Annotated in this window: 22 protein-coding genes; 10 read left to right on the top strand and 12 right to left on the bottom strand. The window is 58.8% G+C overall.

Annotation, left to right across the window (positions count from 1 at the left end):
- Positions 1 to 89: 89 nt before the first annotated feature.
- The 3 genes from V6S97_RS04245 to V6S97_RS04235 form a co-directional block, all read right to left on the bottom strand.
- Positions 90 to 1010 (bottom strand): DMT family transporter, encoded by a 921-nt coding sequence (locus tag V6S97_RS04245; protein ID WP_334426135.1) that lies wholly within the window; start codon positions 1008 to 1010, stop codon positions 90 to 92.
- Between the two features lie 99 nt (positions 1011 to 1109).
- Positions 1110 to 2519 (bottom strand): type I glutamate--ammonia ligase, encoded by a 1410-nt coding sequence (glnA, locus tag V6S97_RS04240; RefSeq protein ID WP_334426134.1) that lies wholly within the window; start codon positions 2517 to 2519, stop codon positions 1110 to 1112.
- A gap of 71 nt (positions 2520 to 2590) precedes the next feature.
- Positions 2591 to 2929, bottom strand: coding sequence for a P-II family nitrogen regulator (locus V6S97_RS04235; protein WP_003508042.1), 339 nt, complete (start codon positions 2927 to 2929; stop codon positions 2591 to 2593).
- 89 nt (positions 2930 to 3018) lie between these two features.
- Here V6S97_RS04235 and V6S97_RS04230 point away from each other — a divergent pair, with 89 nt between their 5' ends.
- Positions 3019 to 3291 (top strand): hypothetical protein, encoded by a 273-nt coding sequence (locus V6S97_RS04230; protein ID WP_077998371.1) that lies wholly within the window; start codon positions 3019 to 3021, stop codon positions 3289 to 3291.
- Positions 3288 to 4763 (top strand): NAD(P)H-hydrate dehydratase, encoded by a 1476-nt coding sequence (locus V6S97_RS04225; RefSeq protein WP_334426133.1) that lies wholly within the window; start codon positions 3288 to 3290, stop codon positions 4761 to 4763. The genes V6S97_RS04230 and V6S97_RS04225 overlap by 4 nt, the downstream gene beginning before the upstream one ends.
- A gap of 130 nt (positions 4764 to 4893) precedes the next feature.
- Here V6S97_RS04225 and V6S97_RS04220 read toward each other — a convergent pair whose 3' ends face one another.
- Positions 4894 to 5931: a GlxA family transcriptional regulator gene (locus V6S97_RS04220; RefSeq protein ID WP_003508044.1), complete on the bottom strand. Its 1038-nt coding sequence runs from the start codon at positions 5929 to 5931 to the stop codon at positions 4894 to 4896.
- Between the two features lie 271 nt (positions 5932 to 6202).
- Entirely contained in the window at positions 6203 to 6421 is a 219-nt protein-coding gene (locus tag V6S97_RS04215; RefSeq protein WP_003508045.1) for a DUF1127 domain-containing protein, read from the bottom strand.
- 239 nt (positions 6422 to 6660) lie between these two features.
- On the opposite strand from V6S97_RS04215, the gene V6S97_RS04210 reads away from it, so the two are divergent.
- A complete protein-coding gene (locus tag V6S97_RS04210; RefSeq protein WP_003508046.1) occupies positions 6661 to 7599 on the top strand; it encodes a LysR family transcriptional regulator in 939 nt (312 codons plus the stop codon).
- Between the two features lie 54 nt (positions 7600 to 7653).
- Here V6S97_RS04210 and V6S97_RS04205 read toward each other — a convergent pair whose 3' ends face one another.
- Together V6S97_RS04205 and V6S97_RS04200 are read right to left on the bottom strand one after the other, a co-directional pair.
- Positions 7654 to 8574, bottom strand: a complete 921-nt coding sequence (locus V6S97_RS04205; protein ID WP_060726322.1) for a methylenetetrahydrofolate reductase — start codon at positions 8572 to 8574, stop codon at positions 7654 to 7656.
- A 91-nt stretch (positions 8575 to 8665) separates the two neighbouring features.
- Positions 8666 to 9442, bottom strand: a complete 777-nt coding sequence (locus tag V6S97_RS04200; RefSeq protein WP_080866221.1) for a formyl transferase — start codon at positions 9440 to 9442, stop codon at positions 8666 to 8668.
- 192 nt (positions 9443 to 9634) lie between these two features.
- Between V6S97_RS04200 and V6S97_RS04195 the strand changes: the two genes are divergently transcribed.
- Positions 9635 to 9796 (top strand): entericidin A/B family lipoprotein, encoded by a 162-nt coding sequence (locus V6S97_RS04195; RefSeq protein ID WP_003495552.1) that lies wholly within the window; start codon positions 9635 to 9637, stop codon positions 9794 to 9796.
- A gap of 107 nt (positions 9797 to 9903) precedes the next feature.
- A complete protein-coding gene (locus tag V6S97_RS04190; protein WP_003508049.1) occupies positions 9904 to 10668 on the top strand; it encodes a phosphodiester glycosidase family protein in 765 nt (254 codons plus the stop codon).
- A 9-nt stretch (positions 10669 to 10677) separates the two neighbouring features.
- On the opposite strand, the gene V6S97_RS04185 is transcribed toward V6S97_RS04190, so the two are convergent.
- Positions 10678 to 11028, bottom strand: a complete 351-nt coding sequence (locus V6S97_RS04185; RefSeq protein WP_003508050.1) for a hypothetical protein — start codon at positions 11026 to 11028, stop codon at positions 10678 to 10680.
- A 3-nt stretch (positions 11029 to 11031) separates the two neighbouring features.
- Here V6S97_RS04185 and V6S97_RS04180 point away from each other — a divergent pair, with 3 nt between their 5' ends.
- Complete coding sequence (locus V6S97_RS04180) at positions 11032 to 11172, top strand: hypothetical protein (RefSeq protein WP_003508051.1); 141 nt, start codon at positions 11032 to 11034, stop codon at positions 11170 to 11172.
- A 126-nt stretch (positions 11173 to 11298) separates the two neighbouring features.
- Here V6S97_RS04180 and V6S97_RS04175 read toward each other — a convergent pair whose 3' ends face one another.
- Positions 11299 to 11688 (bottom strand): hypothetical protein, encoded by a 390-nt coding sequence (locus V6S97_RS04175; protein WP_161974088.1) that lies wholly within the window; start codon positions 11686 to 11688, stop codon positions 11299 to 11301.
- Here V6S97_RS04175 and V6S97_RS04170 point away from each other — a divergent pair.
- A complete protein-coding gene (locus tag V6S97_RS04170) occupies positions 11687 to 13090 on the top strand; it encodes an L-serine ammonia-lyase (RefSeq protein ID WP_003508052.1) in 1404 nt (467 codons plus the stop codon). The two genes, V6S97_RS04175 and V6S97_RS04170, sit on opposite strands and share 2 nt — an antisense overlap.
- 65 nt (positions 13091 to 13155) lie before the next feature.
- Positions 13156 to 13590, top strand: a complete 435-nt coding sequence (locus V6S97_RS04165; RefSeq protein ID WP_020012781.1) for a DUF1489 family protein — start codon at positions 13156 to 13158, stop codon at positions 13588 to 13590.
- An 84-nt stretch (positions 13591 to 13674) separates the two neighbouring features.
- Here the strand turns inward: V6S97_RS04165 and V6S97_RS04160 are convergent, their stop codons facing one another.
- Positions 13675 to 14283, bottom strand: a complete 609-nt coding sequence (locus V6S97_RS04160; protein WP_003523403.1) for a transglutaminase-like cysteine peptidase — start codon at positions 14281 to 14283, stop codon at positions 13675 to 13677.
- 257 nt (positions 14284 to 14540) lie between these two features.
- On the opposite strand from V6S97_RS04160, the gene V6S97_RS04155 reads away from it, so the two are divergent.
- Positions 14541 to 14801 (top strand): hypothetical protein, encoded by a 261-nt coding sequence (locus V6S97_RS04155; RefSeq protein ID WP_003508055.1) that lies wholly within the window; start codon positions 14541 to 14543, stop codon positions 14799 to 14801.
- A 247-nt stretch (positions 14802 to 15048) separates the two neighbouring features.
- Here the strand turns inward: V6S97_RS04155 and V6S97_RS04150 are convergent, their stop codons facing one another.
- Positions 15049 to 15666 (bottom strand): PilZ domain-containing protein, encoded by a 618-nt coding sequence (locus V6S97_RS04150; protein WP_003508056.1) that lies wholly within the window; start codon positions 15664 to 15666, stop codon positions 15049 to 15051.
- 184 nt (positions 15667 to 15850) lie between these two features.
- Entirely contained in the window at positions 15851 to 16393 is a 543-nt protein-coding gene (locus tag V6S97_RS04145; RefSeq protein WP_162724110.1) for a PAS domain-containing protein, read from the bottom strand.
- A gap of 354 nt (positions 16394 to 16747) precedes the next feature.
- Here V6S97_RS04145 and V6S97_RS04140 point away from each other — a divergent pair, with 354 nt between their 5' ends.
- On the top strand, positions 16748 to 17485 hold the full coding sequence (locus V6S97_RS04140; RefSeq protein WP_020811297.1) for a rhomboid family intramembrane serine protease: 738 nt from the start codon (positions 16748 to 16750) through the stop codon (positions 17483 to 17485).
- Positions 17486 to 17535: the final 50 nt, after the last annotated feature.

The following is a 17535-nucleotide window of genomic DNA, read 5'->3' as shown; positions in this document are numbered from 1 at the left end:
CATGAACTTCCTTTCCCACTAATAGTTGGGTGCGGAACGCAAAATATCAAGGGCTAGGGGGTATCCCGGCCCTTTCTCTCTATATGGGCTCAGGCTCCGCGGCCGAGCGGCGCGGTGGCGATGATGATGCCGCCGGTGACCAGCACGATGCCGATGGCGTGGTAGGTCTCGAACGTCTCCCCGAGGAACAGCGTGGCCATCAGGATCGAGACGGGCGGCATCATGTAAAGCGTGATGCCGGCCGTGGCGGGGCCGAAGACGCGCACCGTATGGGTGAAGCAATAAAAGGCAAGCAGCGAAGCGAACAGGATGATGCCGCCGATCTTCGCCCATGCCATTGGCGTAGCGGGCAGCATGCCGCCCTGCGCCAGTTCCAGCGCCGCCGGCGGCAGAAGCACCAGCGCGCCGGAAAGCGCGATCAGACCAAAAAGGCTGAAGGACGCCATCTGCCGCGCCGCCGGCTCGCGCAGCAGCAGCGAATAGACGGCAAAGGCGATGGCCGCCGTCAGTATGGCGAAATCGCCGATGTTGAAGTTCATGTGCCGGAGAGCTGCGATATCGCCCTTGAGCACGATGGCCGCCACGCCGGCAAAGGCGATGATCATGCCTGCCACCTCAAGCTTTCTGATGGGGCGGCCCTGAAAGATGCGCTGGAACAGGATGATGAACAGCGACGATGTCGTGTAGATCAGCGTGCCGTTGGCGGCCGTGGTCATGGTGAGGCCCCAATAGACCACGCCGCCGCAGATGCCCATGCCGAGAATGCCGAGAACGAGCCAGAGAAGCGTTTTGCGCCTCAGGAAGGCAAGGCAGTTGCGCCAGTCGGCGATCATGAAGGGCGCGATGATGAGGGTCGATCCGATCCAGCGGATGAAGGCGGCGATGAAGGGCGATACCTCACCGACGACGCCGCGACCGAAAATGACGTTGCTGGAGAAAAAGAACGGCACCGCCAGAAAGATGAGCCAGTCCGTAAGGCGCGTTTGCTGAGTGGCTGGCTTGTTCGACATTCTTCGCGACATGGCTGGGCTTCAAAAGAAAACGGCGGCTTTCCGGGGAAAACCGCCGAAATGGATCGAGCGCCCCCGAGGGAGCGCTCGAAAGGCCGATCAGGCCGAGTAGTACATGTCGAATTCGACCGGATGCGGGGTCATTTCGAAACGCATGACTTCCTGCATCTTCAGCTCGATGAACGAGTCGATCTGGTCGTCGTCGAACACGCCGCCGGCGGTCAGGAACTTGCGATCCTTGTCGAGGCTTTCGAGAGCTTCGCGCAGCGAGCCGCAGACGGTCGGGATCTTCTTCAGTTCCTTTGCAGGAAGGTCGTAAAGGTCCTTGTCCATCGGCTTGCCGGGGTGGATCTTGTTCTTGATGCCGTCGAGGCCGGCCATCAGCATGGCCGCAAAACCGAGATAGGGGTTCTGGGTCGGGTCCGGGAAGCGGACTTCGACGCGTTTTGCCTTCGGGTTGGAGCCGAAGGGAATACGGCAGGATGCGGAACGGTTGCGCGCGGAATAGGCGAGCAGAACCGGCGCTTCATAACCCGGCACCAGACGCTTGTAGGAGTTGGTGGTGGGATTGGTGAAGGCGTTGATGGCCTTGGCGTGCTTGATGATGCCGCCGATGTAATAGAGGCAGTTCTCGGAGAGGCCGGCATATTCGTCGCCTGCGAAGGTCGGCTTGCCGCCCTTCCAGATCGACTGGTGAACGTGCATGCCCGAGCCGTTATCGCCGAAGATCGGCTTCGGCATGAAGGTTGCCGTCTTGCCATAGGCATTGGCGACCTGATGCACGACGTACTTGTAGATCTGCATCTTGTCGGCGCTGGAAACCAGCGTGTCGAACTTCACGCCCAGCTCGTGCTGTGCGGCAGCCACTTCGTGGTGGTGCTTTTCAACGACGACGCCCATTTCGGCCAGAACCGTCAGCATTTCGGAGCGCATGTCCTGCAGGCTGTCGATCGGCGGAACCGGGAAATAACCGCCCTTGACGCGCGGACGGTGGCCGAGGTTGCCGGTTTCATAATCCGTGTCTCCGTTGGACGGCAGTTCGGACGAGTCGAGCTTGAAGCCGGTGTTATAGGGGTCTGCCTTGTACTTCACGTCGTCGAAGACGAAAAATTCGGGCTCCGGGCCGACGAAGACGGTGTCGCCGATGCCCGAGGCCTTGAGGTAGGCTTCGGCCTTCTTGGCGGTGCCGCGCGGGTCGCGGTTATAGGCTTCGCCCGAGACCGGGTCGAGAATGTCGCAAAGGACGACCAGGGTGGACTGGGCGAAGAACGGGTCGATATGGGCGGTGGCCGGATCGGGCATCAGCACCATGTCGGACTCGTTGATGGCCTTCCAGCCGGCGATCGAGGAGCCGTCGAACATGACGCCGTCGGCGAACATGTCTTCGTCCACACAGACAACATCCATGGTGACGTGCTGCAGCTTGCCCTTGGGGTCGGTAAAGCGCAGGTCCACGAACTTGATGTCGTTATCCTTGATCTGCTTCAAGATATCGTTTGCGGTCGTCATTTAAACGTTTTCCTTGAGTGTGATGATGACGAGGTGAAAACCCAAGCCTCCCCGGCTCGGGACGTTCTTGATTATATGGCGTCCACGCCTGTTTCACCGGTACGGATGCGGATGACTTCCTCGATATTGGAAACGAAAATCTTTCCGTCGCCGATACGTCCGGTCTGCGCCGCATTGCGGATCGCCTCGATGACGGCTTCCGCGTTCTCGTCCGCCAATACGACTTCGACTTTCACTTTCGGCAAAAAGTCCACAACGTACTCTGCACCGCGGTAGAGTTCCGTGTGGCCCTTCTGACGACCAAAGCCTTTTGCTTCCGTGACCGTGATGCCCTGAAGTCCGACTTCCTGAAGGGCTTCCTTCACTTCATCGAGCTTGAAAGGCTTAATGATCGCTTCGATCTTTTTCATGAGAAAATATCTCTCCGCTTCTCCCGTTAAAGCAGGTTATTCCCGCTCTGCCACAAGAATGCACGTATTGTGCCAGATCGGAAGCGGGCTTGAAGAAAAAACTTCGATCCCCCGGCCTTCCGACACAAAATGCATTCGGTTTTGGCGGTTTTCCAGCCAATTTCTCTCGGGAACCCGAAAAATCCATCAGCATTTCTGCCAATTCTTATTATTTTAGATGGTTTGAATATTTGAGAATGCGCGGGTGTGATGAAGTTGGTTTGTTTATATTTTATGCATTTGATTATTATTTGGACTTGGCTATCTGCTTATTTTTGTATCGATTGCCTTTCCGGCGTTTTGAAGGGATGATTGAGGCATGACATCCCTCTCTGACCTCTCCCTTTTTGACCCGTCTGTTATGGCCCGCATCGATGCGGCGGCCGGTCAATCCGGCATTCCGCTTTATGATCTGATGGAGCGGGCGGGGCAGGCGGTTGCCGCCTCAGCGCTTCGCCACTATCCGCAGGCGCTGCGTTTCGTCGTGCTTTGCGGCGGCGGCAACAATGGCGGTGATGGTTACGTGGCGGCGCGGGCGCTTGTGGAAAGCGGCGCGGTCGTTGTGGTTCATCATCTCGGTGATGCCGGTACGCTCAGGGGCGATGCGCGGATGGCTTTCGAGCGCAGCGGGATGGCGCCGCTGCCGCTTGGCGACTATGCGCCTCTTGCCGGCGACGTGGTGATTGACGCAGTCTTCGGGGCCGGGTTGTCCCGCGATATTCCTCGGGAACTTGCGCGGATAATCGAGGTGGTGACCAGCGCGAAGGTGCCGGTTCTCGCCGTCGATCTGCCCTCCGGTCTCTGCGGCCGGCGGGGCGTGCCGCTTGGTGCCTCGTTCAGGGCCGAACGGACGGTGACCTTCATGGCGCGCAAGCCGGGTCATCTGCTGATGCCGGGGCGGGAGCTTTGCGGGGCGCTCGAGGTGTTCGATATTGGCATTCCCTCCCGCATCCTCACCGATCACGCAGGCCCGGTTGCGGAAAACCATCCGCTGGTCTGGCGTGATGCCTTGCCCGCGAGCGATATCGAGACGCATAAATTCCGCCGCGGCCATCTGACCGTCTTTTCCGGCCCGGCCCATGCGACGGGTGCAAGCCGCATGACGGCGCTTGCGGCGCTGAAGGCAGGGGCGGGTATCGTCACTGTCGCCGCTCCGAGGCGGGCGCTCGACGTGCTGTCCGTGACGCTGACGGCCGTGATGAATGCGCCGATGGACGATGCCGATGATCTGCGGCTCTGGCTGGACGACCGGCGTCATGGAGCCTTCGTTCTCGGTCCCGGTTTCGGCGATCTGGAAAAGGCGCGGCAATTCGTGTCCCTGCTTGGAGACAGGGCGGCTGTGCTGGATGCCGATGCGATCACGGCTTTCAAGGATTATGCGGAGACCTTGTTCGAGCGCGTCACTTCAGGCGCGGGAAAATTCGTGCTGACGCCGCATGAGGGCGAGTTTGCGCGTTTGTTTCCCGATCTTGCCGCCGACGGGACGCTGAGCAAGATCGAGAAGGCGCAGGCCGCCTCGGCGCGCAGCGGCGCTGTGCTGATCTATAAAGGCGCAGACACGGTGATTGCCGCACCTGATGGCCGGGCGCTGGTCAACACCAATGCGCCGGCGAGCCTTGCGACGGCCGGATCAGGTGATGTGCTGGCCGGTATCATCGGTGCGCTGCTGGCGCAGGGAGCCCCCGCCTTCGAAGCGGCTGCGGCCGGTGTCTGGCTGCATGGGCAGGCGGGCCACAGGGCGGGTGACGGCATGACGGCGGAAGACCTTGCCCATGCGGTTCGGCCGTTTGGGTGAATTGGTCTGATTATGTTCGCTGTTTGCTGGCCGCTGATAGATCCGGTGGTTTGGCACAGTTCCACCATCCCCACTCCGTCCACACAAGTCGGCATGACGGAGGTCGTATTTCAGGCGCTAATGCCAGCACTCAATGCGCGGCTTTGCCCTGGCCCGCCATTGCCATTCGCGAGGCGCTGATCAAGAGTTTGCGTTCGGCACGCTCCTGCTGCGGGGTGCGATTGTAGATTTCGCGATAACACTTGGAAAAATGCGAAGCCGAGACGAAACCGCAGGCGACGGCGACCTCGACAACCGGCATGGCAGACTGCACCAGCAGGTGGCGGGCGCGGTCGAGACGGATTTCAAGGTAATAGCGGGCGGGCGAACGGCCCATTTCCTGGCGGAAGAGGCGCTCCACCTGCCGGCGGGACAGATCGGCGGCGTCGGCGATATCAAGCAGCGACAGCGGTTCGGCGAGATTGCCTTCCATCAATTCGATGATCGACAGGACCTTGCTGTTCTGGACGCCGAGGCGGGCGCGCAGCGGCAGGCGCTGGCGGTCGTTCGGGCTGCGCACCCGGTCGGTCAATTGCTGTTCGCAGACACGGTTGACGAGGTTTTCGCCGAAATCCTGGCCAATCAGGCTCAGCATCATGTCCAGCGAGGCCGTGCCGCCGGCGCAGGTGTAGATGTTGCTGTCGACTTCAAAGAGGTCGGCATAGACTTCCACCTGCGGGAAGGCTTCGGAAAAGCCGGGCAGGTTTTCCCAGTGGATCGCGCAGCGCTTGCCGTTCAGGAGGCCAGCCTGTGCGAGGATATGGGCGGCGGTACAGAGGCTGCCGATGGCGATGCCGCGATTATAGGCTTCGCGCAGCCAGGCATTGACGGACTTGTTGATGTGTTGATCCACATCGATGCCGGAACAGATGATCGCCATTTCCGGGCGGTTCTCGCCGCTGACATAACGCCGCTCGTCGGCAAGACAGGTATCGGCCTCAAGACAGATGCCGCTTGACGACATGACCTTCTGGCCGTCTAGGGAGGCAAGGCGCCATTCATAGGCCTGATAGCCCAACATTCGGTTGGCGATGCGAAGCGTTTCAACCGCTGCGGCGAATGGCAGCATGGTAAATTGCGGAATGAGAAAAAAGACGATTGAGCGTTTCTTCTGGGAGTTTCTGCTCATTTGCCCGTGCTCCGTTGCGAATACGCAATTCCTCCCTTGGAATTGGTCTTCTGGATGTCCTGATTACGACATCTTTAACGAAAAATACGCCTCGGAATCGGAGCTGTCAAAAAATAGCTTTTGAAATATGCAAATTTCGCGACAAGCCTTTAAAAAAGGCGATGTGTCGCATGCAAAACAGGCAGGCTGTTTTGCGCCCCCATCCTGCCGTTTGGGCGCGGGCAGGGATGGCTCGCAAGACGCGCAATGGTTGCGAGCCATCGGTTGGACATCATTTGCGGATGGTGTGTATGCGGGTGGTGTCGGTGGTCGGCCATCCGATATCCTTCAATGTTTCAGGCGGCAATGCCTCCAGTGCGCGGAGCATCCTGGCGCGGCGCCATTCTGCGTAACGGGCGGAAACCTGGTCCGACAGGCGATGGAGCCAGCCAATGGGTGAAGGACGGTGCGTAGAACGGTTCGTCACCGGGAGATAATGTATCATGGTCATGTCTTGATCCTTTCGTGAACCACGATCCTGTTTGCGACTTCGATATGCGCTTGCCTGTTTCATCAAGCAAGATAATGAATCTTATGTCATTCATCAGTTTTTGGAATGAATTGCCGGCGACGCCTGCGGGGAAAATTCCAATCCGCGAGATCGTCAGTGCTTCATTCCGACGAGGCTCAATTCGCCCCGTCAATCGATGTCCCGGATGGTGCGCGCTTGTTGACATTCAATCAAACGAAATGATATCCATCTATAAATCAAAATATTTGAAGGTGCGTGCCATGACCGTGACTTTCCGCCAACCGCTGCCGTTGCTGGATAACGACATATTGAGAACCTTCGTCGCCATTGCGGAAACGGGAAATTTCTCCACCGCCGCTGAAGTGGTGTTCAGAACGCCTTCCGCCGTTTCCATGCAGATCAAGAAACTCGAGGAGCAGTTGAAGACGACGCTGTTCCTGCGCGATGCCCGCTCAGTCACATTGACGGCGCATGGGGAGACGCTGCTGACCTATGCGCGGCGCATGATTGCGCTCTCCAACGAGGCCGTGTCGCGTTTCGTCATGCCGGAACTCTCAGGTGTCGTCCGGCTCGGCGCGCCGGAGGATATTGGCGAGCGTGGCCTGCTGCCGGGTATTCTCAAGCGTTTTGCCGAGGCTTTCCCCGGCATCATGATCGACGTCACCATCGATTCCAGTTCCAATCTCTACAAGCGCATGGACGAGCAGCGGCTCGATCTCGCCCTCGTCAACTGTGCCTCGCATCCGCTGCGCGACACCGGCGAGGTGCTGATGCGCGAACGTCTGGTCTGGGCGGGCGCGAAATGTGGCACGGCCTATCTGCGCGATCCGCTGCCCATTTCCATCTGGGAAGAGGGCTGCATCTGGCGCTCGGAAGCGATCAATTCGCTGGAACGGCGCGGGCGCAATTTCCGCGTGGCCTATCTCAGCGGCCATACCATGGCGCAGCGCGCGGCGATTGCCGCCGATCTCGCCATTGCGCCGTTGCCGCGATCCTATGTGCTGAACGACATGGTCATTCTGGGCGACAAGGAAGGCCTGCCGGAACTCGGTTCTTTCGATATCCGCCTGATCATGGGCGACAAGGCGTCGCGCCCTGTTCTTGCCGTGGCTGAAAGCATTCGAAACGCTTTTGTCGAGGTCGCCAAGGCGGCCTGAGGTCCTGATAATGCGCGGCGGCCGTGGCCCGTCGCGCTGTCAGGATGGCGGCTTTTAGCCTGCTATCGAATCCTGTGATGCCGAACGGTCCGCGCCGCCGGTTTGCCAGCTTCCACGCTTGACCAGCCAGTCGGCTGAATTCTGCAATCCGCCAAAGGGAAAGACGTGAATCTGCCGTATAGGCCCCTGCGGATTGGCCTGCCAGTGCCGCTCGATCGGCCCGACGATGCTTTCCGGCGAATGGCCCTTCGCCAGCGTCGTCAGGGAAAGCGCGTTTTTCTTGAGATAGGCAATGGAATTGCCGACGCCGCAGAGTGCGGCATATTTCAAGAGCGTCGTGATCTTGGCCGGGCCGGAAACGCCGATATGCACCGGCAAATCGATGCCTGACGCCTTTAGTCCTTCCGCCCAGGCGATGAAACGTGCGGGATCAAAACCGAACTGCGTGACGATGCGCATTGCGGCATCGCTTCTTTCTGCAAAATCGCGTTTCAGCCTGAGTGCGGCCATCGCCGTGTCGTCGTTGAAATCCGGGCTGCCTTCCGGGTGGCCGGCGATGGCGATCTGCCTTATCCCGCAACGGTCGAAAATGCCTGACGACAGCATGTCCATGCTGGATGCGAAGGGACCGGCCGGCCGGTCGACACCACCGCCGACAACCAGAACATCCGTGACACCCGCTTCTCCGGCAAGCCGTCTCACCTGTTCCTCAAACCCCGTGCGGGAAGCTATGCGCCGCGCTGCAAGATGCGGCACTGGCTCGTAACCGAGGTCGCGCAAATGTCCTGCGGCATCAACGAGCCTTTCCTGCGAGGCAGCTCCGGTGTCGGTGAGATAGACGCGGACACCCTGCGGAAAGAGACCGGCAAGGTCGCTCGCGCCAAGTACCTGCGCGGGCGAGGCTTCGATGGAGGCGGGAATGATGGAAGCGGCGGAAATATCGGGCAATTTGTGCATGATCCTTTTTATTATCATGCACCGATTTTTCGGCGAAGTCTGTGCCTGTTGCGGCAAGACAGGCTTGCATCTGCGACGAAGCTCAACCCCGGTTCGGAGAGTTTCGGTTTCACCAGATCCGTTTCGTCAGGCCGTTCCACAGCCAGGTCCAGATGGTCGGCGGAAAACGCAGCACCGATTTGCCGGGTGAGGGCGGCTGCGGCGCAAGGCTGCCGGAAAGGGCGTCCTCGATGGCGCTGACAGCGATATCCACCGAAGCGGCGGTCAAAAGCAGCGGATAGGTGGCGATCGTGTCGGAAGGCGATGGTTTCAGCCGCTTCTCGTAGAGTGTTGCGCCGGTATCCACACCCTTGTCGACCAGATGCACGGTCGCGCCGAAATTGCCTCGGTCCTTTTCCACCAGCGCCCAGTAGCCGCCCATCTGCCCGCGATAGGCGGGGTTGATGCCGGCGTGGAAATTGATGACCGGGCATTGCAGGGCCTGCAGCGTGGCAGGTCTCAGCAGACGGCAGGAAATGGTGAAGATTGCAGCCGGTTGCAGCAGATTGGCGACCTTGCGGCATTCCTCATCGTTGAGCGAGGCGAATTGCGTAACGGGAAGGCTGTGGTGGAGATCGGGAGAAAGACCGTGTTCGGCGATGATCTCGTTGCTTCTGCGAACCGTGAAGCGTTTGCCGAGCCGCGAGGCGATCATCGTCGCTATCTGGCCCGCAGCGACAATCCAGCCAAGCCGTCTCGCGCGTCGCCTGAGAATGACCGACTTGCTTTCCGGCTGCTCCATGAAGACGTGGATATCGGGAAATCGGGCAGCCAGAGCATTGATCATGACGTTCGGGTTCACGCCGCCCGCCGTCATCACCAGAAGCCGATTGTTGATGTCAGTCATATCACCCACGGGATTTTCCTAAGCCATGATGCAGTTGCCGAGTGTCACTCGTGAACTTCAAAACCATGTTAATTTTCATCGACAGGATTTTTTGAAATGCCGCTGGAACCGTTTTTTGGGACTCACGTTATTGTGACGCATATCACATTGGCGCTTGCCTTTGGACGGCAAGTCATAGGGGAGTAGTTTCACATGATCACACGTATTCTTTCGACCGTTTTCGTGGCTTTGCTGACTGTCGTCACCCTCAGCTCCTGCGGCAATACCATTCGCGGCATGGGCCGGGATACGGCAAACGCCGTTGACGCGACGCAGGATGCCGGCCGCAACGTGGACCGCGCAGCGCGTCGTTAATCAAGGCTCCCCTCCCGGAAAGGCGTTACCCGAAAACCCGGGTGACGCCTTTTCTTTGACCGAATTTCCCTGCGAATGTTCGCCTGACGAGAATCAAAGGGGCGGGCATGATTTCATCGATGAAGAAACTGGCAAAGGCGCTGCTGCCGTTGTTGTTGCCATTTTCCGCGCAGGCCGGTGGGCAGCCGGATTTCTGCAAGGCCATCGACCATGCGGGCGGGCGCTACACCGTCTGCAGTTTCGATCCGGCAAGGAACGCCATCCGCATTTATGACCGCGACCATGTCTCCGGGCAGGGATACCGCAGTTTCGCCGACCTGTCGTCGGCCTTGTGGCGGCAGCACATGTTCAGCATCTTCGCCATGAATGGCGGCATGTATCATTCCGACTATTCGCCCGTCGGCCTCTACATTGAAAATGGGGTGGAGCGTTCGCCGCTCAGCACCCGGGGCGGCTGGGGCAATTTTCACCTTTTGCCGAACGGCGTGTTTTATCTGAAGGGTGCAAAGGCTGGCGTGCTGGAAACCGCAGCCTATCTGGCGGCGGATCCGAAAGCCGATTTCGCCACCCAGTCCGGGCCGATGCTGGTAATCGACGGCAAGCTGCATCCGCGCTTCCTGCCCGATAGCGACAGCCTGAAGCGGCGCAACGGCGTCGGCGTCTCCCGCGACGGCATGGTGCATTTCGCCATTTCGGAAAATACCGTGCGCTTTTACGATTTCGCCACGCTGTTCAGGGACGTGCTGGATGCGCCGAATGCGCTCTATCTCGACGGCACGATATCCAGCGTCGATATTCCTGCGATGAACCGCCGGGATTCGCTGTTTCCCATGGGGCCGATCATCGCCGTTGTCGATCGGGTGCCGGATTAGCCGAAAAGATCAGATCGGCGCCTTGGGATAGGCTTTTTCGAGACCGGCCGATGCCGTCAGCCCTTTGCGGAAGGCGAGATAGGCGGGGTGCTGGCTCGCTCTTGCGGTTTCCGTGATGCGGATCTGCAACCGGGAAGGGGCATTGCCGCCAAGCCATTCGCCGGTCGTTTCCAGCTTCAGGCTGTTCAGGAAACGGGCGTTGGTCTGCTGGTCGAGATAAAGATTGAGGCCAGCCAGCAGGTTTTCGTCCTGCAGGGCGTTTTCCATCAACAGCAGCACCCACGCTTTATCTTCGCTTGTCAGCGAAGTGAGCTTCGACGCGACCGTTTCACGGTCGGGAAAAGAGGATGCCTGCTGCATGGGGTGACTCGCATCGTTGCCGTTGCCATCGTCGATAAAGCAGCACTGGCGGCCTTTCAAGGCGCGACGCTTCAGTGGAAGAAATTCGACTGCAACGTGTTCGGTCGCGAGGGTTTTCAACAGGCGTTTGTAGGAAAGCTTTAAATAACGGTTACACTTTAGCCTAAATTGCGGCGAAGCCCGAAATGACGTCTTTTTGCGCGCCGCGCTAACACCTTGTTTTTTCACATACCTATGCACGGGGCGAATGGCAGCCCATCGAAAACGCCTTCATTTAGCCGCTTTTTGCATTTGCGTTCGCCGCCGGATTTTAATAAATGCTTGCCTCAACGGGCCGGGTCTTGAAGATCCCCCGGAGAGTGAATAGCTGGAGTAATCATGGAAGAAACCGCTCAGAAATCCTGCTGGGGCGTCACCTTGCGCGCACTTGCAGGCTTTGCCGCTTTTCTCGCATTGACGTACATTTTTGGCAGCCCATAAGCATCTCTCCTGAATGACGGGTTTTGAAACGGCGCGGTTTTCCTCTGGAAACCGTGCTGTTTTCGTTTCTGGGACGCTCATGTCGCAGCTGCGCAAACCGCTGACGCTCTTTTGTGGCGATCCGTTTCGGCTTTGGATATGATGATGCAGGAATCCATTCTTATTCAGGGCGAACTTCATGTTTCTTTCGGTCTTTGACGTCTTCAAGATCGGTATCGGTCCTTCGAGCTCCCACACGATGGGGCCGATGACGGCTGCAAACCGCTTCCTGGCGCTGATCCTCAGCGATGAGTGGCCGCGACCGGCGGGTGCAGCCGTTGCGCAGCTGAAGGTCAGCCTGCATGGCTCTCTCGCCTTTACCGGCATTGGCCACGGCACAGGGCGTGCCGTCATTCTGGGCCTCACCGGCGAGCGGCCGGACCTTGTCGACCCCGATGCGATGGACGCCATTATCGATGCGGTGGAGAAGGCCGGCACGGTAACGCCGCCCGGCCATCCGTCCTATGAGTTTCGGCCCGCAGAAGATCTGATCTTCGACAAGAAGAACCCGCTGCCCGGCCATGCCAACGGCATGATCTTCTCCGCCTTCGACAATCAGGGCAGGCTGCTCATCAAGCGCATCTATTATTCCGTCGGCGGCGGTTTCGTCGTGACCGATACGGAACTGGAGGCGATCAAGCAGCGCGGCAAGACCATCGATAATGGTCCGCGCGTGCCTTATCCCTTCGGGACGGCGCGGGAAATGCTTGAGATGGCGGCCCGTTCCGGCCGCACCATCGCCCAGATGAAGCGCGCCAATGAGGAGACGGTGGTTTCCCGCGAAGAGCTGAACGAGCGCCTCGACCAGATCTGGGAAGCCATGAACGGCTGCATTGAGCGCGGTCTGAAAGTGGACGGCATCATGCCTGGTGGCCTGAAGGTGCGCCGCCGCGCCCGCTCCATTTACGAGAAGCTGAATGCGGAATGGCGCAGCAACCGGCTGAACCCTGTGATGGCCAATGACTGGCTGAGCGTTTACGCCATGGCCGTGAACGAGGAAAACGCCGCCGGCGGCCGCGTGGTGACCGCGCCGACCAATGGTGCGGCAGGTGTCGTTCCGGCGACCGTCAGATATTTCCGGCATTTCCACGAGGATGCGAGCGTCGACGACGTGCGCGACTTTTTGCTGACGGCGGCCGCCATCGGCGGCATCATCAAGCACAATGCCTCGATTTCAGGCGCGGAAGTGGGCTGTCAGGGCGAGGTGGGTTCGGCTTCCGCCATGGCGGCGGCGGGTCTTGCCGCGGTCATGGGCGGATCGCCGGAGCAGGTGGAAAATGCCGCGGAGATCGCGCTCGAGCATCATCTCGGCATGACCTGTGATCCGATTGCCGGGCTTGTGCAGGTGCCGTGCATCGAACGTAATGCCATGGGCGCAGTGAAAGCGGTGACGGCGGCCTCGCTGGCGCTGAAGGGCGACGGCCAGCATTTCGTGCCGCTCGACGCCTGTATCGAGACGATGCGCCAGACCGGCAATGACATGAGCGAGAAATACAAGGAAACCTCCACCGGCGGCCTTGCCGTGAACGTTGTGGAGTGCTGAACGGGCAGGGCGTCCGGCATGGTTGCCATGCTTGACGCCCGCTGCAAAAAGGCATTGATAGAACCATGCCTTTACATCTCATCAAACTTTGCGTCGGCGCGGATTCAATCCAGGACTTGAGAGACTGGGTCGCGCATCGCGCGCTGACCGCAATTGCCGCAGGCCTTGAGCCGCACAGCGTTCACACCACCCGGATGATCCCGAAACGGGTCGAGGAATTGCTCGAGGGCGGTTCGCTCTACTGGGTTATCAAGGGACAGGTACAGGCGCGGCAGAAACTTCTCGATATCCGCTCCTTCAAGGGCGAAGACGGTATTTCCCGCTGTGACCTCATTCTCGGCCCCGAAGTCATCGAAACCTCACCTGCGCCAAAGCGCCCGTTTCAGGGCTGGCGTTACCTGAAGGACGATGAAGCTCCACGCGATCTCGGCGGCGGTGCAGGCGGCGAGGACATGCCTTCCGATCTCAGGCGTGAACTGGCCGAGCTTGGTCTGCTCTGACGCCTGACGGATGAAAATGAAAAAAGCCGGCCCCTTTTAGGGAGCCGGCTTTTTTCGTTTGGGGAGACGGGTTGTTTTCTGGCTTCAGTTGATGCCGCCGACCGCGGTGGTGGCGCGACCATCCTGAATTTTGACCCAGCGGCCGGGGTTGGCGGTGTCCTGACGCTTCAGGTAGGTATATTCGGTTTCCGACCAGTTCATGACCTTGTTGCGCATGTTGTCGAGAACGAAATCGCCACGATCGGTGCGGACGGTCAGAACGGCATGGCCTTCGCCATTCGGCTGCAGAACGACCGTGATCAAGAGGTTGGAGGCGGAGAAGCCCTTGTTCATCAGCATCTTGCGCTTCAGAAGCACGAAGTCTTCGCAATCGCCCACCGTGGTCGGATAGGCCCAGCGCTCTTCGACGCCATAGATTTCCATGTCGGTCATCGGCGTGATGGTGGTGTTGACCGTGTAGTTGACGTCGAGCATCGTCTTCCAGCGCTCTTCAGTCAGTTTCATCGGGCCGTTATCCAGCGATGTCGGCTGGCATTCGCTCTGATAGGTCTGGCAGAATTCATAGTGGCCGATCGGCGGATTGGCCTTACCGATGACGCGCATGACGGCGGCCGGCGACGCGCTTGCCTGATGCGCGAAGGCGCTGACGATGAATGCGATCAGAGTGAAAACGAAACGGTTGTTCTTGTTCATTGCTTGTCTCCCCGTGTTGAGGAGACATTCGCAGGTATATTTTGACCCGGCGGAAATTTGCGAAGCGCAATTTGAGCTTAAATTTCAGCAAATTAGCCGTTGTTTTGAACTGTATTCGAATTAGTTTTTATGCGTGTTTGAAGCAAATTTTATTACAATTTTACGCATCTCACCCTTAGGCTTTTGGTAGCCATTTAGGCCCCTGTATTGAAAGCAATTTTCGGCACGGAGATATTTCCGGAGCGCTGTACAGCCAGTTGGCGAACGGTACCAAAGGCGTGGATTTCTCGTTTTGGGATGGCTGTCTCAGGCTGGGACAGGCCGGAAAAAGCGGCAAAAAAACTTCAAAAAAACTGCATTTTTTCTGGAAAAAAGTTTTGCGGGTCGATTTTCGTGCCGTGGATGATCTGATCAAGGGCGTGACATGTTCCGCCGCGTTTATCCTTTTCGCCGAATATGGTGGACCGATCTGCCGCACAGCTGTCCCTGGTAGTTACGTTTTCCGTCCGGCACGCTGAGCATGCGCAGGATGTCGTGCGCGGTCGGGGCATGAAATGGAAAGGTTCGGCAGCGAGAAAGCAGAGAATGGAGCGCCGGAAGCTATCAGCGGCTCGTGAACCCGATACAGCCGCGAAGGACAAAGCATAGACTGCCAAACCGTGGTCCGGGAATCGTCTCAATCATGCGACTAGGGCGAGCGCAAAGCACGTCAAATGCCGCACGTATTCGTACGGGCGCAGAACCTGCCGCGTTTGGTGGAACGTCCTAGAGAAATTCAATCAGTGCGTCGGGCGACTGGACGCGGTCGAATTCGACGGCGACGCCTTCCATGAAATGGCGCACGATCTTGCCGCTCATGTTTTTGCCGAGCTGGACCCGGCTTCCGAGTGGCGGCCGGTTTTCGATCTCGATTGCCGCACCCGACAGGGAAAGGTCAATCAGTCGGCAGGCGACAAGCACGCCGTCTTCCAGAACAAGCTGGGCTCTCGCGTTGCGCGGCGTCAGGCGGTCGTGGCGGCGGTCTTCCGGCAGGCCGAGCAATTGACGCTTGGCGATCCATGCCAGCTGGGCGGCAAGTTTTTCCCGCTTGCGCTCCGGCGCGTTGATGGCGATGAGAAAGCCCGATGCGGTGAGCGATGTCACCGTGCCTTCGATCCGGCCGATATGCTGGAGATAAGCGATGACGCGGTCTCCGTGGCGGGCAATACCCGAGCAGGTGAACTGCGCTCTTTCGGCGGTCATCTCGGTCGCGGTGCAATCATATTCTTCATGGTCGGGCAACATGAGGCGGCCGGTGAAGGACACGCGGACGGCGTCGTCAAGATGAGCTTCCTCAACCGGACGCAGGATTTGGGCGGTGTTGACCGAACGGGACGAAAACATGAGCAGCGCAATTGTAATGAATGATGATGGTAAGTTTCTACCTTGCGCGAGTTAACAGACTGTATTGTTTAATCTCTACAATTTTTCTGATCGGCAATATCGTTACAGTTCTGACCTATTTTTTTGAGGTTTCGACGCCGCCGCACCTTTTCCAGACGGGTTTGGGAGCGGTGAAACAGGTCGGTCAGCAGCTTTCGGCGCGCTGCGTATCCATCGGATATTCTACGGGCGCGATGTCCAGGCGCAGCAGGCGGCTGCTTTTCATTGACAGATGCTGGATGGGCGCGGCGAATTCGTGTCGCGGCCGCTCCGCAAGCAGGGCCCCGAGCAACCTTGGAGCGGCGTCCGGATCCGTGCGCAGCGGCAGGAGCAGCATTTCATATGCCAGCGGTGCGGCGCCATGGCTGTCCTCCGCCTCGAGATCGAAGACCACGGGCAACTGATGATGAAGGATGCCGCGGGCAACGCGGCAGGGGAAGGTGGCATTTGCAGGCTGCCACAGTTCCGAAAACGGGCGATCCCGCAGCTCGCGGCCGAAGAGGTCGCAGAGACGTGTGCCGGCAAGGCGGAAGAACGGGGTGTTCTCTCCCTTGTCGGTGAGGATGAAAAGATCGCCGAGGTGATGTTTCAGCTTTGCGGGATCGATGTCCTCGCGTCGAGGGGCCGATCGCTTGCCGCGCAATTCATCCCAATAGGCATATATGTCCAGTCCGGCCATGCTCTTCATAGCATCTCTCCATGTTCGTTTTTGGGACATCATGTCCATCCGAACGTCTGTATTCTGAGGTGTAGCGATTTTCGTGCCAACTGGATTTGTTAAGGTTAACAAATGGTTGATGTTGAATGGCGGCAATGGCCGTGGCATCGGTGCGGCCATGTCGGGGAAAGCTCCGTCAGCACAATTCGATGGCGCCGCCCGTTATTTTACGGCGGGCCCGCAAGCCGGACCGTCCCTGGCCCGGCGTCTTGACCGATTGCGGTTTGGACGTCGCGCGCTTCAAAGGCGGGACGGCTTTTTTTTCGTTCGGGCTTCCTATATTGCTCGGGGAACGCAAAATTCGACCAAGACAGGGATGGGATCATGTCCTACGGGGACGGCGAACAGCCGCCGGTTTCGGAAACACCAGAGCCGAAAGACGATACGAGTAATCCCGTCTTCAACCTGCCATCGCTGCTGGTCGGCATACTGGCCGCGCTGATCATCGCTTATGTGGTTCCCGCCTATCTTCTGTCGGAGGAAGGCAATGGCTGGTTCATCTTCACCTTTGGCTTCATTCCGCTGCGTTATGCGGTGCCTTTTTCGCAGCAGGGGCTGGAATGGCTCTGGACACCGGTGACCTATTCTTTCCTGCATGGCGGTATCGAGCACATTCTCTTTAATGGCTTGTGGCTGATGGCCTTCGGCGCGCCGGTTCTGCGCCGGATCGGAACAGTGCGCTTCGTGCTGTTATGGTGCATTTCCGCCGCTGTTTCGGCCTTTGGTCATGCCGCGTTGAACTGGGGTGATGTGACGGTACTGATCGGCGCATCCGGTGTCGTTTCGGCGCTGATGGGGGCGGCCTGCCGCTTCGCATTCCCCGCGCGTGGCGGATATAGCGCCTCCTTCGGCCATCTGATGCCGAGGCAGAGCATTCTTGCGGCGCTTTCCAACCGCACGGTGCTGATCTTCACGCTGATGTGGCTGTTCGGCAATGTGCTGATTGCGGTGGGCGTGCCGCTGTTCGGCGATGTCGGCGGTGAAATTGCCTGGGACGCCCATGTTTTCGGTTTTCTGCTCGGCTTTCTGTTCTTCGGCCTTTTCGATCGTCCGTTACGCTAGGCCGATCACGCTCCTTGTCGGCCGTGGCGCAAATTTGCTTTCGTACGCCC

The organism is Agrobacterium sp. CCNWLW155, assembly GCF_036888815.1.
GTDB lineage: Bacteria > Pseudomonadota > Alphaproteobacteria > Rhizobiales > Rhizobiaceae > Agrobacterium > Agrobacterium radiobacter.
This window is presented reverse-complemented; position numbering and strand designations above follow the sequence as displayed.

What these genes read in the sequence shown, in the direction of transcription:
- glnA (WP_334426134.1), bottom strand. Translation starts at nt 2,519, where the DNA reads ATGACGACCGCAAACGATATCTTGAAGCAGATCAAGGATAACGACATC.
- V6S97_RS04145 (WP_162724110.1), bottom strand. Translation starts at nt 16,393, where the DNA reads ATGAAGAGCATGGCCGGACTGGACATATATGCCTATTGGGATGAATTG.
- V6S97_RS04175 (WP_161974088.1), bottom strand. Translation starts at nt 11,688, where the DNA reads ATGAAGTTCGCCCTGAATAAGAATGGATTCCTGCATCATCATATCCAA.
- V6S97_RS04215 (WP_003508045.1), bottom strand. Translation starts at nt 6,421, where the DNA reads ATGACCATGATACATTATCTCCCGGTGACGAACCGTTCTACGCACCGT.
- V6S97_RS04205 (WP_060726322.1), bottom strand. Translation starts at nt 8,574, where the DNA reads ATGATAATAAAAAGGATCATGCACAAATTGCCCGATATTTCCGCCGCT.
- V6S97_RS04245 (WP_334426135.1), bottom strand. Translation starts at nt 1,010, where the DNA reads ATGTCGAACAAGCCAGCCACTCAGCAAACGCGCCTTACGGACTGGCTC.
- V6S97_RS04200 (WP_080866221.1), bottom strand. Translation starts at nt 9,442, where the DNA reads ATGACTGACATCAACAATCGGCTTCTGGTGATGACGGCGGGCGGCGTG.
- V6S97_RS04165 (WP_020012781.1), top strand. Translation starts at nt 13,156, where the DNA reads ATGCCTTTACATCTCATCAAACTTTGCGTCGGCGCGGATTCAATCCAG.
- V6S97_RS04160 (WP_003523403.1), bottom strand. Translation starts at nt 14,283, where the DNA reads ATGAACAAGAACAACCGTTTCGTTTTCACTCTGATCGCATTCATCGTC.
- V6S97_RS04220 (WP_003508044.1), bottom strand. Translation starts at nt 5,931, where the DNA reads ATGAGCAGAAACTCCCAGAAGAAACGCTCAATCGTCTTTTTTCTCATT.
- V6S97_RS04195 (WP_003495552.1), top strand. Translation starts at nt 9,635, where the DNA reads ATGATCACACGTATTCTTTCGACCGTTTTCGTGGCTTTGCTGACTGTC.
- V6S97_RS04170 (WP_003508052.1), top strand. Translation starts at nt 11,687, where the DNA reads ATGTTTCTTTCGGTCTTTGACGTCTTCAAGATCGGTATCGGTCCTTCG.
- V6S97_RS04225 (WP_334426133.1), top strand. Translation starts at nt 3,288, where the DNA reads ATGACATCCCTCTCTGACCTCTCCCTTTTTGACCCGTCTGTTATGGCC.
- V6S97_RS04190 (WP_003508049.1), top strand. Translation starts at nt 9,904, where the DNA reads ATGATTTCATCGATGAAGAAACTGGCAAAGGCGCTGCTGCCGTTGTTG.
- V6S97_RS04185 (WP_003508050.1), bottom strand. Translation starts at nt 11,028, where the DNA reads ATGCAGCAGGCATCCTCTTTTCCCGACCGTGAAACGGTCGCGTCGAAG.
- V6S97_RS04210 (WP_003508046.1), top strand. Translation starts at nt 6,661, where the DNA reads ATGATATCCATCTATAAATCAAAATATTTGAAGGTGCGTGCCATGACC.
- V6S97_RS04235 (WP_003508042.1), bottom strand. Translation starts at nt 2,929, where the DNA reads ATGAAAAAGATCGAAGCGATCATTAAGCCTTTCAAGCTCGATGAAGTG.
- V6S97_RS04150 (WP_003508056.1), bottom strand. Translation starts at nt 15,666, where the DNA reads ATGTTTTCGTCCCGTTCGGTCAACACCGCCCAAATCCTGCGTCCGGTT.
- V6S97_RS04140 (WP_020811297.1), top strand. Translation starts at nt 16,748, where the DNA reads ATGTCCTACGGGGACGGCGAACAGCCGCCGGTTTCGGAAACACCAGAG.